Here is a 15,153-nt window from a genome sequence, read left to right on the forward strand (position 1 = left end):
CCGAAGCGGTGTGGAAAGCCACTTCCGCCGCCGACAGGTCGGCCACCGCTTCGACCGGCCTCGTGGCGGCGCCAAACGGGTCGCGGCCCAGCCAGTCGGCGGCGATCCGCGCCAGTGGCTCGTCCTGCCGGGGAGTGAAATAGAGGGCGTAGCGCATGGAAAGTCCTTGTCAGCTTCGCTGCCATAGGTGATTTCCATGACGAATTGACGAAGCCTTGCTGGCTTTCAGGTAACAAAACGCTGCGGCGGGGTCATTAGCCGACGATTTTTTCGTGCTGGACCAGGGGGCGAGTGCTCACGCAGCGACCGATCAGGCCTTCATCAGCCATTCATGCTCGGGCGCATTGTGGAACTTCCACGTCCGCTTCGGTCCTGCCATGACGTTGAGATAATAGAGGTCGTAGCCATGGCAGGCGGCGCAGGGGTGATAACCCCTGGGTACCAGCACGACATCGCCATCCTCGATCGCCATTGCTTCGTCGAGCGCGCGATGGCCGTTCTTGTCGGCGTCGGTGTAGACGCGCTGGAAGGCAAAGCCCTGCGGCGGGTTGAGGCGGTGATAGTAAGTTTCCTCGAGGTAGGATTCAGCGGGCAGATTGTCCTGGTCGTGCTTGTGCGGCGGATAGCTCGACGTATGCCCCCCGGGCGTGATGACCTCGACCACCAGCAGCGAATCGGCCGGCTTGCCCTCCGGCAGGATGTTGGTGACATAGCGCGTGTTGGTGCCCTTGCCGCGCACCTCCTGGCCGAGATCGTCCGGTCCGATGACGCGAACCGGCAGGCCGCCGCCAAGGCCCGGCGCCGAGCAGACCGCGACTTCCAGTTCGGTGTCCGCGGTCACCGACCAGTCCGAACCCTCAGGCACGTAGACCGACCACGGCTTGCCCTCGAAGGGCGACATGCGCTCGCCGAGCAGGCCGAGCTCCTTGCCGCCGGCTGAAGCCTTGCCCTTGCCGGTGACGAACACCAGGCAGACTTCGCGATCCTCCGTCTTGCCGAAGGCGCTCTCGCCCGGCTTCAGCCGATGCAGGTCGAAACCGACATAGGTCCAGCCCGCGCTTTTCGGCGTCACATGGGCGACGCGACCGTGGCCCTTGTCGGCTTTGACGAGCAGCTTCGACATTTTTGTCTCTCCTATCGAAATCTTCGAGATCGGCCGAAGCCTCTCTAACTTCGTCATCCTAGGGCCTAGCAGGAGCGAAGCTCCGTCGCGGAGACCCTCGGATGACGAAGTTAGAAGCACTGGAAGCTAACCGCCGACGCATGCGATCAGTCACTCCTTCGGCTCGGGCCCGACCGGAGGCCTCGCCTCGTCAGCAGGCTTGTAGAGATAAAAAAACTGCCAGACGGCGTAGCCGGCGAAGCCGAGCGCGATCATGCCCCAGAACGGCGTGCCGGTGGCGAACTCGATGATCGACCAGATGACGCAGACCGCGACGACGGCGACACGCCGCCACAAAGGCCGGAAGAAGGGGTGTTCGGAATCTTTCATCGGGCCAATCTACAGCAATCGGCCTCGCCGGGAACCCGTCGCACCAGCCATTGGGAAACTAGACATTTGGAAAGCCTTGCGTCTCGACCGTGTATCCGGCCGCCGTCATGACGCGCATCAATTCCTTGTAGCCCACTTGCGCCATCCTGAGCGGCGGGTTCTTCTTCGGGTCCTGCTCGGCCTCGACCACGAACCAGCCCTCATAGCCATGGTCGGCGAAGCGCTGCACGATGGCGCCGAAGTCCAGCGAACCGTCGCCCGGCACGGTGAAGGCGCCGAGCGCCACCGCGTCGAGGAAGGACTGCTTCGTGCGGTCGAGCTTTTCGATCACCCCCATGCGGACGTCCTTCACATGCACATGGCTGATCCGGGTATGGTGGTTGTCGATGGCGCGCAGCACGTCGCCGCCGGCGAATGCCAGATGGCCTGCATCGAGCAGCAGCGGAATGCCGGCTCCGGAATAGCGCATGAAGGCATCGAGTTCCGGCTCGGTCTCGACCACCGCCGCCATATGGTGGTGGTAGGACAGCGGCATGCCTTGTTCGGCGCACCATTCGCCAAATTCGGTCAGGCGCTTCGCATAGGCTTTCATCTCGTCGTCCGACAGCTTCGGCTTGGTCGCCAGCGGCTTCGAGCGGTCGCCCTGGATCGAACGGCCAACCTCGCCATAGACGATGCAAGGCGCGTTCACCGCCTTGAACAGGTCGATCATCGGCTGGATGCGATCCTTGTTGTCGGCCATCTCCCCATCGACCAGCGTGCCCGAGAACCAGCCGCCGCACAGCGTGACGTCGGCGGCCTTCAGGATCGGCAGCATGATTTCGGGGTCATTGGGAAAACGCCGGCCCATCTCCATGCCGGTGAAGCCGGCCGAGCGCGACTGGCGCAGACATTCTTCCAGCGACACGTCATCGCTGAGCTCCGCAAGATCGTCGTTCCACCACGCAATGGGGGACATGCCCAGTTTGGCTTTCAAGTCGTCACTCCGGTCCTAAAACAGTTTCTTGCTCGTTGGCGCCGCCCCTCATCTGCCTGCCGGCATCTTCTCCCCGTGTAGAGACGGGGAGAAGGAGGAGCTTCGGCGCCTATATCAATCGCCGATGGTCTGCATCTGCCGCTTTTCATCATACGCCTTGCGCGCCGCGTTGACCTGCGGCCGCACTGACACTTCCGGCACCGCCACATCCCACCAGTGACCGCCGGCATCGGTGGAAACCAGGGGGCCGGTGTCGATGACGAGCACCGTGGTGCGCGTATTCTTCCTGGCTTGTGCCAGCGCGTTTTCCAGCCCGGCGATCGACGGCACTTTCTCGGCAATCGCCCCCATGCTCGCCGCATGCGCGGCGAAGTCGATGTCGGGCAGAACCTCGTGGCGCGAGTCCTTCAGCAGATTGTTGAAGTTGGCGCCGCCGGTCGCCATCTGCAGCCGGTTGATGCAGCCGTAACCGCGGTTGTCGAGCAGCACGATGGTCAGCTTGAGGCCGAGCATCACCGAGGTGGCGATCTCCGAATTCATCATCAGGTAGGAGCCGTCGCCGATCATGACGACGATCTCCTCGCCGGGCTTCGCCATCTTGGCGCCGAGCCCGCCGGCAATCTCATAGCCCATGGTCGAGAAGCCGTATTCGCCATGGTACGAGCCGGGCGCGCCCGCCTGCCAAAGCTTGTGCAATTCGCCCGGCAACCCGCCGGAGGCATTCAGCAGCGTCACACCGGAGCCCATGGCGCGCTGCACCGCGCCGATCACCTGCGCATCGGACGGATAGGCGGCATTGGTCGACGCCGTCACCTTGGCCGCCTCGACCGCCCAGGCCTTCTTGCCGGACGACGCATTGTCGGTCCAGCTTGCCGGCGCCTTCCAGTCCTTCAGCGCAGCACCGAGTTCCGCCAGGCCCTCGGCCGCATCGGCCACCAGCGGCAGGGCGCGGTGCTTGCCGGCATCGAAGGGCTGCACGTTGAGTCCGATGATGGTCTTGCCCGAATTCTTGAACAGCGCCCACGAACCGGTGGTGAAATCCTGCAGGCGCGTGCCGATGGCCAGCACGACATCGGCTTCCTCAGCCAGCCGGTTGGCGGCAGAAGTGCCGGTGACGCCGACCGCCGCCATGTTGAGCGGGTGGTTGTCCGGCAGCGAGGATTTGCCGCCTTGCGTCTCACAGACCGGGATGCCGCCGCTCTCGGCGAATTTCGCCAGTTCGTCCGACGCCTGCGAATAGAGGACGCCACCGCCGGCGATCACCAACGGCTTTTTTGCACCCTTGAGCGCGGCGACCGCGGCCGCCAGTTCCTGGCGATCCGGGCGCGGCCGGCGCTGGTGCCAGACCCGCTCCGCGAAAAAACTCTCGGGATAGTCATAGGCCTCGGCCTGGACGTCCTGGCAGAGCGACAGCGTCACCGGGCCGCATTCGGCCGGATCGGTCAGCACGGCCATGGCACGGCTCAGCGCAGGAATGATCTGCTCCGGCCGGGTGATGCGGTCGAAATAGCGCGAAACCGGACGGAAGCAGTCGTTGACCGTCGCCGTGCCGTCGGAAAAATCCTCGGCCTGCTGCAGCACCGGGTCGGGGATGCGGTTGGCGAAGACATCGCCTGGCAAAAACAGGACGGGCAACCTGTTTACATGGGCGAGCGCCGCCGCCGTCACCATGTTGAGCGCGCCGGGGCCGATCGAAGAGGTCGCGGCCATGAAGCGGCGGCGGAAATTGGCCTTGGCGTAGGCGATTGCCGCATGCGCCATCGCCTGTTCGTTGTGGGCGCGAAAGGTCGGCAGTTCGTCGCGCACCTGATAGAGCGCCTCGCCGATGCCGGCGACATTGCCGTGGCCGAAGATCGCCCAGACGCCGCCGAAGATCGGGACTTTGCTACCGTCGATCTCAGTCATCTGGCGCGACAGGAAGCGGGTCAGCGCCTGCGCCATCGTCAGGCGGATTGTCTTGCTCATGGTGTTTTCCTCCGCAGTCCTATTCCGCGCCTTCTTATGCCGCCTTGCGGCCGCGCGCGGCAAGCCACGCATCCGTCAACTGTTCGAAGCGCTGCGCCATGTCGGCGATCGCCTCGTCATCCGACATCCTGCCGGCCAGCCATTGTTCGGCCGCATGGACGAAGATGGTGCGGCCGACGGCAAAACCCTTGACGATGGGTGCCTTGGCGGTGGCGGCGAACGCCGCTTCCAGCTCGTCCTGCGGCGCTTCCAGGCCCAGCAGCACGACGCCGCGGCACCAGGGGTCGTGCTTCAGGATCACGGCCTCGATCTTCGCCCAGGCGCCGCTCGACGCCTGCGGCTCGAGCTTCCACCAGTCCGGCTTGATGCCGAGCGCATAGAGTTCCTCCAGCGCGCGCGGGATCGTCGTGTCGTCGAGCTTGCCATGCTTGCCGGCAATGATCTCGATGAGAAGTTCCCTGCCGACCTTCCGCGCCGCTTCGAACAGCGCGCGCAACTTCTGCTGCTGTTCGTCCTTGAGCGCCGCCGGATCGTCGGGATGATAGAAGCACAGGCATTTGATGCAATGGTCGACCGGCCACTCGGTGAGCTGCGAGCCGATGTCCTGCGAGAATTCGAAGCGCAGCGGCCGCGAACCCGGCAGCTCCACCGGCCGCCCGAGCCAGGCGAAGGAATGCCTGGCGAATTCGAACATCGCCTTGCGGCCGTGTTTCTCGTCGATCAGCATGCCGTAGCCGTCGCGGCCGGCGGCAACCTTCGCCGCCGCCTTGACCGCCAGCACCTTGAAATCCTGGATGCGTGCGGGATCGGCACCGGCCTTCGCCGCCACATCCTCGAGCTGCACGCGGTGGTCGCAGGCGAGCGCCATCATCGAGGGAATGTCGCGCCGGCGCGTCGTTGCCCAATGGATGTGGTTGATCGCCTCGTCCTTGCGCAACGCTAGATGCCTGCTGCCGTTCTTGAGGAAGAACCGCAGCTCCTCGAAGGTCGGATATTCCGGCGCGCAGAGCAGCCGCGACACGGCGAAGGCGCCGCAGGCATTGGCCCAGGTCGCCGCCGTCGCATGGTCTTCGCCGCCCAGCCAGCCGCGCAGAAAGCCCGACATGAAGGCGTCGCCGGCGCCGAGCACATTGTAGATCTCAATCGGAAACCCCTTGCCGACGACGCCGTCCTCGAGATCGTCGCTGATCGGTCCGTCATAGACGATGCAGCCCATCGCGCCGCGCTTCAGGACGATGGTGGCGGACGACAGCGAGCGGATCGTCTTCAAGGCGCTCAGGCAATCATCGGCGCCCGACGCGATCATGATCTCTTCCTCGGTGCCGACGATGAGGTCGCAGTCGGGCAGCACCGTCTTCAGCTGCGCCGAGACCCGGTCCGATTTTACATAGCGCTCGAACCCTTCGGCATGGCCGGCGAGACCCCACAGGTTCGGCCGGTAGTCGATGTCGAACACCACCTTGCCGCCCTTGGCCTTCATGATGCGGATCGCCTTGCGCTGCGCGGCATCGCTGTTAGGCCTGGAAAAATGCGTGCCGGTGACGACGATCGAGCGCGCCGAGGCGATGAAGGCCTCATCGATGTCTTCCGGCGCCAGCGCCATGTCGGCGCAGTCCGAGCGATAGAAGATCATCGGCGAGACGCCTTCGTCCTCGACCGACAGCAGCACCAGTGCGGTTAGCCGCTCCTTGTCGGTCTTGAGCCCGTCGACATTGACGCCTTCACGCGTCAGCTGCTCGCGGATGAAGCGGCCCATCTGCTCGTCGCCGACGCGGGTGAGCAGCGCCGAGCGCAGGCCGAGCCTGGCGGTGCCGACCGAGATGTTGGCCGGGCAGCCGCCGACCGACTTGGCGAAGGAGGTGATGTCCTCCAGCCGCGAGCCGATCTGCTGGCCGTAAAGGTCGACGGAAGCGCGACCGATGGTGATGACGTCGAGCGGCGCGTATTCAGCGTCCACGGCTTCGCTCATTGGAACCTCCCGTCGGCCTTGTTGTGTTGGGGTACACGCGCGAGCGGCAGCGTGGCGCCGGGAATATGAAATAATAATTCCAATCCATAGTCAATATGGAATGAGCATTCCTTCGGTGAAAAGTACCTTTTCGGCGGTGGATCAGGCCTTGCGCTTCCTGCCCGTGTCGCGCCGCTTCTCGCCGACGCCGACGGTCAGTGCCATGGCCAGCGCCATTGTCGCCGACAGTGAGCGGAAGCCGGCGAAATCGGCCTCGGCAACCTCGAACCAGACCTTGGCGAACTGGGCGAGCGGCGAAAACGAGCTGTCGGTGATGGCGACGATCGGCACGCCCTGTTCCGAAATGCTGCGCGCCTCCTCGATCGTGGCGGGCGCGTAGGGCGAGAAGGAGATGGCGATGACGGCATCCGCCGGCGTGGCGAAGCCGATCATCTCGGCATTCAGCCCGGCCGCCGATTCGATCAGCTGGTTGCGGATCTTCAGCTTGCCCAGTGCATAGGCGATGTAGGACGCCACCGGATAGGAGCGCCGCTTGGCCAGCACATAGATGGTTTCCGCCTTTGCCAGCAGGGAAATAGCGTCTTCCAGATGCGCTTCGTCCAGCGTGCGCGAGATGTCGTTGAGCGAGGTTGAGGCGGCGGCGACGAAGCCGTCGAAGATCGCCCGGTGGCCGGCGCCTCCCTCAGCCTTGACGCGCAGCGCCTGCAGCCTTTCGTCATAGGATGAGTTGCGCTCGCGCAGCCGCTCGCGAAACACCTGCTGCAGGCTGGTGAAACCATCGAAGCCAAGCTGCTGGGCAAATCGGATCAGGGTCGAAGGCTGCACGCCCGCCGAAGCGGCGATGCTGGCGGCGGTGCCGAAGGCGATATCGTCGGGATTGTCGAGCGCATGGGCAGCGATCTGGGCGATGCGTTTCGGCAGGCTTTCGCGTCGCTCCAGGATGGTGGTGCGCAGCGTCTCGAAATCGCGAGGTACCCGTTCGTCCATCGTCGCTCTGTCCAGGCTCATGCGTGAAGCGTCCTCTGTGCCTCATCATAGCGAGCCTGCGCAAGAACACCATAAAAAATGAGGCAGACATTCCATTTCAGGAGAAAATGGACTAATTCATCCACGCAGCGCTTCAAGCAGTGGAGAAACGGAAAATGGTCGGCGTCGGTCTCATCGGTACGGGTTTCATGGGCAAGTGTCACGCCATCGCATGGAGTGCCGTCAGCGCTGTCTTTCCCGACGTGGCCAAGCCACGGCTGGTCCATCTCGGCGAGGTCAATGAAGAGCTTGCCCGGCGCAAGGCGGGCGAGTTCGGTTTCGCCAAGGCGTCGGGCGACTGGCGCGCCGTCGTCAACGATCCCGAAGTCGACATCGTCTCGCTGACCACGCCCAACCAGTTCCACCCGGAAATGGCCGTCGCCATCCTCGAAGCAGGCAAGCATCTGTGGTGCGAAAAGCCGATGGCGCCGAGCTTTGCCGAGGCCGAGGCGATGGCGGCCGCGGCGAAAAAGTCCGGCAAGGTCGCGGCCCTCGGCTACAACTACATCCAGAGCCCGGCCATCCGCCATATCGGCGCGCTGCTGGAAGAGAAGATCATCGGCGAGGTCAACCATCTGCGCATCGAGATGGACGAGGACTTCATGGCCGACCCCGAAGCGCTGTTCTTCTGGAAGCACGAAGCAGCTTCCGGCTATGGCGCGCTCGACGATTTCGCCGTGCATCCGCTGTCTCTGGTCTCGGCCCTGTTCGGCCGCGTCGCCAGTGTCATCTGCGACATGGCTAAACCCTATGCCGATCGCAAGCTGGCCAGCGGCGGTCGTCGCGCGGTGGAGACCTACGACATCGCCAGCGTGCTGATGCATCTGGAAAACGGCATTGCCGGCACGCTGCTGGTCAACCGCTCAGCCTGGGGCCGCAAGGGCCGCATCGCCGTCCAGATCTTCGGCTCTAAAGGGTCGATCCTGTTCGACCAGGAACGATCGAACGAATTCCAGCTCTATCTCACATCAGACCGGCCGACCGAACAGGGCTACCGCACCATCCTGGTGGCGCCGCACCACAAGCCCTATGACCTCTTCGTGCCGGCGCCGGGCCATGGCCTCGGCTTCAACGATCTCAAGATCATCGAGTGCCACGAATTGCTGACGCGGCTTGAAGGCAAGCCGGCGCGGCTCATCGAGTTTGCCGAAGGGCTGGAGATCGAGCGCACGGTGCACGCGATGGCGCGCTCGTTCGAGGAAAAGCGCTGGGTGGACGTACGGTGATATAAGCCCGCTCAGACGGCCGTGGCAGCGACGTTCGTCTCCCATCCATTCACCCAGACCTGCCGCAAGCGGTCGCCTTCGCCCTTGAAGCGTAACCCGGTCGCCTGGCAATCCGCGATCCGGTCGCTGCGGAAATTGCGGATCGCCTGGCGCAGCTCGCACCAGGCGACGATGTTGGCGGTTTCGGCGTAGTAGATCAGCGCGATCGGGCGGATGAGGCGCTCGGAGGCGCGGCCCATTTCGTCTCGATAGGAGAGGTCGAGCTTCTCCTCGTCGCGGATGGCGCGTCGCACCAGCGCAAGGTCGATCGCGCCGGTCGAAGGCGCGGCGAACCCCCACGCGTGCAGCGCATTGGCGTCGAATACCTGGCGCAAGGGCGGCGGCACCGCGCCGGCGATCTTGGCGCTGACGCGCTTGGCCGCCTGCTTGAGCTCGCTGTCGCCGGTGCGCTCCAGCAGCGCCAGCGACAGGACGATCGCCTCCATCTCCTCGATCGAGAACATCAGCGGCGGCAGGTCGAAGCCGGGACGCAGGATGTAGCCGATGCCGCGCCCGCCCTCGATCGGCACGCGCATCGCCTGCAGGGCGGCAATGTCGCGATAGATCGAGCGCACCGTCACCTCCAGCCGCTCGGCGATCGTCGCTGCCGTCACCGGCTGCCGCGCCAGCCGCACGATCTGGATGATCTCGAACAGGCGCGACGCCTTGCGCATTTTTCTCGCCCGGTTTCCATCACAACTGACACACCATCGTCAGTTGGGCTGACCTATAGGAGCGCCTATCGAATTGAAAATCAACAGGTTCCGCTGCGGTTTGGCGGATCGAGGCGGCAGGCAACTGACATGGGCTATGCGGAAAATCTCTGGCTTTTCTTTATCCTGCTGTTCGGCATCATCGCCGTTCCGGGCATGGATATGCTCTTCGTGCTTGCCAATGCACTGACCGGCGGCCGCGACCGAGGCCTTGCCGCGACCGGCGGCATCATGGTCGGCGGCATGGTGCACACGCTGAACGGCGCCATCGGCGTCGGCCTGCTGATGCATTTCGTGCCGATCCTGTTCAAGCCGCTGCTGCTTGCCGGCGCCGCCTACATGGCCTTCATAGGCATCACGCTGATGCGCAGTTCCATCATCGTCGGCCAGGAGGGGCCTGCCGGCAGCCGTTCCGCATGGAAGGCGTTTCGCCAGGGATTTGTGACCTGCCTGATCAACCCGAAGGCATACCTGTTCGTGCTTGCCGTCTACCCGCAGTTCCTGAAACCGGACTACGGTCCGATCTGGATGCAGGCGACGGTCATGGGGCTGCTGACCGTGGTGACGCAGGCTGCGATCTATGGCGGGCTGGCTATCACGGCCGGCCGCAGCCGCAACCTTCTGATCGCCAATCCGCGGGCGACCATTTTTGCCGGCCGCGCGGCCGGACTGCTGCTCTTTGCCGTATCGGTGTTCACGGCATGGGAAGGATTAAGGGCGGCGTAATCCCGGTCACCGCCGCCCACTTCCCTATGCCCTGTCAGGCAGCTCCCTGCCGGTTGTCGATCATGGCGCGGCGTGCCGAGCGGCGCCACTCGACGGCGCCGGCAAGGCCGTGCAGCACGGTCTCGGTGGTCGCCCAGTCGATGCAGCCATCGGTGATGCTCTGGCCATAGACCAGCGGCTTGCCCGGCACCACGTCCTGCCGGCCGGCGACGAGATTGCTCTCGATCATCAGGCCGATGATGCGCTCGTCGCCTGCCGCGACCTGGCCGGCGACATCTGCCGCCACCTTGGGCTGGTTCTCGGGCTTCTTGGCCGAGTTGGCGTGGCTGACATCGATCATCAGACGGGGCGCAACGCCGATGCGGGCGAGTTCCACAGCGGCGGCTTCGACGCTCGCCGTGTCATAGTTCGGCTGAACGCCGCCGCGCAGGATAACGTGGCAGTCCTCATTGCCCGTGGTCGTGGCGATGCCGCTGCGCCCGCCCTTGGTCACCGCCATGAAATGATGCGGCTGCGCGGCGGATTTCACCGCCTCGGCGGCTATGCGCAGATTGCCGTCGGTGCCGTTCTTGAAGCCGACCGGGCAGGAGAGGCCCGAGGCCAGTTCGCGGTGGATCTGGCTCTCGGTCGTGCGCGCGCCGATCGCGCCCCAGGCGACGAGGTCGGCAATGTATTGCGGGGTGGTCATGTCGAGGAATTCGGTCGCAGCCGGCAGGCCGAGATTGTTGACGGCCGACAGCACATTGCGTGCCATCCGCAGCCCCTTGTCGATGTTGAAGCTGCCGTCGAGGTGGGGATCGTTGATCAGGCCTTTCCAGCCGACCGTCGTGCGCGGCTTTTCGAAATAGACCCGCATCACGATCTCCAGCCGGTCCGACAGGCTCTCGCGCAGCGCCGCGAGACGGCTGGCGTAATCGACGGCCGCGACCGGATCGTGGATCGAACACGGGCCGACGATGACGAGCAGCCGGTCGTCGGTCCCGTTCAAGATGGCATGGGTTGCATTGCGCGATGCGCTGACGGTGCGCGTCGCCGTCAAAGTGCGCGGTATCTCCCGCATCACCTCGTCCGGTGTGCTCAGTTCTCGGATTTCCTTGACCCGGAGGTCGTCTGTGGTGGTCAACACGGCTTTCTGCTCCTGTCGAGAGCATGATGCCGAAAAGTGTGAAGCGGTTTTCGGACGACATCATGCTCCCCTTTGATTTAGAGGAAACCTGCCGGCTGAAAACAAAAAAGCCGCCAGGTATGGCGGCTGTTCGGATCTTGTTGCTGCAATCTTCAGATCGAGCGCAATCCTCCCGCCGCCAGCGAGCTCCTAAAGTACCAATATGTGACGGTCAGGTTGATCATGAGGCTCATATAGTCGATGCGGAGGCACTTGTCACGTGCCCTGATGCGGAGACAATTCGGGATGGCCGAAGCACCCAAATTTCGTCATCCCTGGGCGGAGCAGGAGCGAAGCTCCGTCGCGGAGACCCTGGGATCCATTCCGTGACTTTGGCCGAATGGTGCAGCGGAGCAGAATTCCGCACCGCAGCAACGCTCAGAAGTCGCGGCATGGATCCTCGGGTCTGCGCCGCGTCGCTACGCTCCTTGCACCGCCCGTGGATGACGAAGTGATGGGCGTTTGAGACTCGCCGGCGTTACTCCGGTGACGCCCCCGCAATGCTTTGATCGTAGTCGACCAGCGACCCGGTCATGACACCGGACTGCGGGCTGACCATGTAGCTGATCAGACGGGCAAGCTGGTCCGGCTTGACCAACTGGCCCATCGGCTGCGTCGCTTCGGCCTTCGCCAGCCAGTCGTCCGGCGCGTCGTGCCACTTCTTCTGCACGATGTCCTCGCCTTCCGTATCCATCCAGCCGGGCAGCACCGCATTGCAGCGGATGCGGTTGTAGCGATAGGCATTGGCGACATTCTTGGTCAGCGTCATCAGCGCGCCCTTGCTGGTCGAATAGGGCGTCAGGAACGACTGGCCGGTATGCGCCGACATCGACAGCACGTTGACGATCGAGCCGGGTGCCTTCTTTTCCAGGAGATGCGCCACCACGCCCTGCATCAGGAAGAACGGGCCGCGCACATTGGTATCGAAAATCGTATCGAACAACTCTTCGGAGGTTTCGACCAGCGAACCGCGCGCCGAAGTGGCGGCGGCGTTGACCAGCGCGTTGACGGTGCCGAAATGCGAGATCGCGGTGGCGACCGCGCGCTTGCAGTCCGCCACTTTTGACACATCGGCGCTGATGAAAATCGCATCGACGCCGGCTTTCTTGAAATGGGCGACAGCCTTGTCGCCCTTCTCCTGCGAGCGGCCGATGAGCGCCAGCGCCCGGCAGCCCTCGTCGGCCAACGCTTCGGCAACGGCAAAGCCGATGCCTTGCGCGCCGCCGGTGACGATGGCGCGTGTCTGTGAATTGCGATCGGCGGATGCGCTCATCGCTTTGCTCCTGGATTGAGTTCCGGTTCTTACTTGTCGAGGCGGACGGTCTTGCCGGTGGTTGCCGACTTTAGCGCGGCGTCCGCCAATCGAAGCGCGATAAGCCCATCGGCGCCGCTGGGTGATGCCTTCTTGCCCGAGGTCGCGGCGGCGATGAAAGAGGCAATCTCGATGGCATAGGCGTCGAGATAGCGGGTCATGAAGAAGTCGTGCAGCGGCGGGCGCGTATAGCCCTTCTCATTGGCCAGTTCGATCGACACCGGCCGCTGGTTCTCGGCAGCCACCATGCCTTTCGAGCCATGCACCTCGATGCGCTGGTCGTAGCCATAGGTGGCGCGGCGCGAGTTGGAGATGACGGCCTGCTTGCCGGACGCGGTCTCGAGAATGACGCTGACCGAGTCGAAATCGCCGGCCTCGCCGATCTTCTTGTCCACAAGCACCGAGGCATGCGCGCTCACGGCAACTGGTTCCTCGCCGAGCAGGAAGCGCGCCATGTCGAAATCATGGATGGTCATGTCGCGGAAAATGCCGCCCGAGCGCTTGATGTAATCGATCGGCGGCGCGCCCGGATCGCGCGAGGTGATGGTGACCATCTCGACGGTGCCGATGGCGCCGTCGTCGATCGCCTTGCGCACAGCGGCGAAATGCGGGTCGAAACGCCGGTTGAAACCGACCATCAGCGTCGCCTTGGCCTTGTCGACCACGGCCAGGCATTTCTCGACGCGCTTGACGTCGAGGTCGATCGGCTTCTCGCAGAAGATCGCCTTGCCGGCCTTGGCGAAGCGCTCGATCAGATCGGCATGGGTGTCGGTCGGCGTGCAGATGATGACGGCGTCAATATCTCCGGCTTTCTCGATGTCCTCGATGCTGCGCACCTCGGCGCCATAGGCGCTGGCCAGTTCGGTGGCCGCCTTCTCGAACGCATCGGCAACCGCAACCAGTTTGGCCTGCGGATTGGAGCCGACGGCACGGGCGTGGACCTTGCCGATGCGGCCGGCACCGAGGAGAGCGAAGCGAACGGTCATGGGTATTTCCTCTGGGGGAATGGGTTGGAGAGAGTTGTCCGCACCTTGCTTTTGGGGAAAGGTGGCAAGGCTATTTTTCGAGCGCGCCAGAAAACAGGATGACCATCCTGTTTTAGGCCGCGAGTTCCGCCTCCCCGGTCTTGGCGCCGGTGATGTAGGAGACGATATCGTTTCCGTCGGTGTTCTCCTTGCGCAGATTGGCGACGATGCGGCCGCGCCGGAACACGACGATGCGGTCGCAGAGATCGAACACCTGGCGCATATTGTGGCTGATCAGGATCAGCGGCTCGCCATTGTCCTTCAGCGTACGCACGATGTTTTCGACCTGCGCGGTCTCCTGCACGCCAAGGGCGGCGGTGGGCTCGTCCATGATGATCAGCTTGGAGGCGAAGGTCGCCGTCCGGGCGATCGCCACGCACTGGCGCTGGCCGCCCGACATGTGGCGGATGGTGTTGGACAGATTGGGGATCTTCACCGCCGTGCGGACCAGCGCCGCCTCGGTTGCCTTGCGCATGTATTTGCGGTCGAGGATCGAGAACGGGCCGAGGTTGAACAAAACCTTCTCGCGGCCGAGGAACAGGTTCGACGGCACGTCGAGATCGTCGGCCAGCGCCAGATTCTGGAACACGGTCTCGATGCCCGCCGTGCGGGCCTCGATCGGCCCGGCAAAGTTCACTTCCTTGCCGTCGAACCAGATCTGGCCGCTGGTGCGCTGCTCGACGCCGGTGATCTGGCGCACGAAGGTCGATTTGCCGGCGCCGTTGTCGCCCATGATGGCGACATGCTCGCCCTTGCGCAGCTCGAAGTTCGCGCCTTCCAGCGCATGCACGCCGCCATAGCGCTTGGTCAGGTTTTCGGTCTTCAGGACGATGTCTGACATGGTCATGCCCTCATTGCCCGCAGGCGTTGGCGCCACTGGTCGAGAACCACCGCACCGACGATGATCACGCCCTTGACCATCTCCTGGTAGTAGGCGTCGAGGCGCAGGAAGGTGAAGCCGGAGATGATGACGCCGAAGATCAGCGAGCCGATCACCGTGCCGATGATCGAGCCGCGGCCGCCCGACAGCGAGACCCCGCCGATGACCGCCATGGCGATGGCGTCGAGTTCGTACATCACGCCCATGCCGGACTGCGCGGTCAGGTTCTTGGAGCTCAGCACCACGGCGGCGAGCGCGGCGAGAATGCCGGCGATGACGTAGACCAGGATCTTGTGATTGGCGATCTTGATGCCGGACATGCGCGCGGCGTCCTCGTTGGAGCCGATCGCGTAACAGTGCTTGCCGTACCTCGTATAGGTCATGATCAGCTGGAACAGGATGGCCAGCGACAGGAAGATGACGACCGGCATCAGGCCTTTGCCGATGCTGGCGAAACTCTCGGTGGGAAACGAGATCGGCTGGCCCTTGGACCACCATTTGGCGATGCCGCGCGCGGTCACCATCATGCCGAGCGTGGCGATGAATGGCGGAATGCGCGTGTAGGCGATCAGCGCGCCATTGACCAGGCCGGCGAAGAGGCCGCAGGCGATCGCCACCAGCAGCGGCACGATGACAGGC

Annotated in this window: 14 protein-coding genes; 2 read left to right on the forward strand and 12 right to left on the reverse strand. The window is 64.0% G+C overall.

All coding sequences use genetic code 11. The annotated features are described in order from the left end of the window. Positions 1 to 310: 310 nt before the first annotated feature. The 6 genes from iolB to EN994_RS02905 form a co-directional block, all read right to left on the reverse strand. On the reverse strand, positions 311 to 1,123 hold the full coding sequence (gene iolB, locus EN994_RS02880; protein WP_063169767.1) for a 5-deoxy-glucuronate isomerase: 813 nt from the start codon (positions 1,121 to 1,123) through the stop codon (positions 311 to 313). Positions 1,124 to 1,273: 150 nt separating this feature from the next. Then, positions 1,274 to 1,492: a hypothetical protein gene (locus EN994_RS02885; protein WP_027161053.1), complete on the reverse strand. Its 219-nt coding sequence runs from the start codon at positions 1,490 to 1,492 to the stop codon at positions 1,274 to 1,276. Positions 1,493 to 1,550: 58 nt separating this feature from the next. Continuing rightward, positions 1,551 to 2,468 (reverse strand): myo-inosose-2 dehydratase, encoded by a 918-nt coding sequence (gene iolE, locus EN994_RS02890; RefSeq protein ID WP_063169768.1) that lies wholly within the window; start codon positions 2,466 to 2,468, stop codon positions 1,551 to 1,553. A 114-nt stretch (positions 2,469 to 2,582) separates the two neighbouring features. Next, entirely contained in the window at positions 2,583 to 4,433 is a 1,851-nt protein-coding gene (iolD, locus tag EN994_RS02895; RefSeq protein ID WP_063169769.1) for a 3D-(3,5/4)-trihydroxycyclohexane-1,2-dione acylhydrolase (decyclizing), read from the reverse strand. Positions 4,434 to 4,467: 34 nt separating this feature from the next. Next, entirely contained in the window at positions 4,468 to 6,402 is a 1,935-nt protein-coding gene (gene iolC / locus EN994_RS02900) for a 5-dehydro-2-deoxygluconokinase (RefSeq protein WP_063169770.1), read from the reverse strand. Between the two features lie 141 nt (positions 6,403 to 6,543). Further along, complete coding sequence (locus EN994_RS02905) at positions 6,544 to 7,389, reverse strand: MurR/RpiR family transcriptional regulator (protein ID WP_024502014.1); 846 nt, start codon at positions 7,387 to 7,389, stop codon at positions 6,544 to 6,546. Between the two features lie 155 nt (positions 7,390 to 7,544). Between EN994_RS02905 and EN994_RS02910 the strand changes: the two genes are divergently transcribed. Next, positions 7,545 to 8,654, forward strand: coding sequence for a Gfo/Idh/MocA family oxidoreductase (locus tag EN994_RS02910; protein WP_013528369.1), 1,110 nt, complete (start codon positions 7,545 to 7,547; stop codon positions 8,652 to 8,654). Between the two features lie 11 nt (positions 8,655 to 8,665). Here the strand turns inward: EN994_RS02910 and EN994_RS02915 are convergent, their stop codons facing one another. Continuing rightward, the gene (locus tag EN994_RS02915; protein WP_063169771.1) at positions 8,666 to 9,367 is read right to left on the reverse strand and encodes a YafY family protein; all 702 of its coding nucleotides are present in this window, start codon (positions 9,365 to 9,367) and stop codon (positions 8,666 to 8,668) included. Positions 9,368 to 9,496: 129 nt separating this feature from the next. On the opposite strand from EN994_RS02915, the gene EN994_RS02920 reads away from it, so the two are divergent. Continuing rightward, positions 9,497 to 10,132, forward strand: a complete 636-nt coding sequence (locus tag EN994_RS02920) for a LysE family translocator (protein WP_027161048.1) — start codon at positions 9,497 to 9,499, stop codon at positions 10,130 to 10,132. Positions 10,133 to 10,166: 34 nt separating this feature from the next. Here EN994_RS02920 and EN994_RS02925 read toward each other — a convergent pair whose 3' ends face one another. The 5 genes from EN994_RS02925 to EN994_RS02945 form a co-directional block, all read right to left on the reverse strand. Beyond that, complete coding sequence (locus tag EN994_RS02925) at positions 10,167 to 11,258, reverse strand: 3-deoxy-7-phosphoheptulonate synthase (protein WP_063169772.1); 1,092 nt, start codon at positions 11,256 to 11,258, stop codon at positions 10,167 to 10,169. A gap of 517 nt (positions 11,259 to 11,775) precedes the next feature. Further along, entirely contained in the window at positions 11,776 to 12,570 is a 795-nt protein-coding gene (locus EN994_RS02930) for an SDR family oxidoreductase (protein ID WP_013528365.1), read from the reverse strand. A 29-nt stretch (positions 12,571 to 12,599) separates the two neighbouring features. Beyond that, positions 12,600 to 13,595, reverse strand: coding sequence for an inositol 2-dehydrogenase (gene iolG / locus EN994_RS02935; RefSeq protein WP_063169773.1), 996 nt, complete (start codon positions 13,593 to 13,595; stop codon positions 12,600 to 12,602). A gap of 112 nt (positions 13,596 to 13,707) precedes the next feature. Beyond that, positions 13,708 to 14,475: an ATP-binding cassette domain-containing protein gene (locus tag EN994_RS02940; protein WP_023810655.1), complete on the reverse strand. Its 768-nt coding sequence runs from the start codon at positions 14,473 to 14,475 to the stop codon at positions 13,708 to 13,710. A 2-nt stretch (positions 14,476 to 14,477) separates the two neighbouring features. Further along, a partial coding sequence (locus tag EN994_RS02945) for an ABC transporter permease (protein ID WP_164745798.1) occupies positions 14,478 to 15,153 on the reverse strand: 676 nt, incomplete at its 5' end.

Origin of the sequence: Mesorhizobium sp. M7A.F.Ca.CA.002.09.1.1, from assembly GCF_003998555.1 — a bacterium.
Taxonomy (GTDB): Bacteria; Pseudomonadota; Alphaproteobacteria; order Rhizobiales; family Rhizobiaceae; genus Mesorhizobium; species Mesorhizobium ciceri.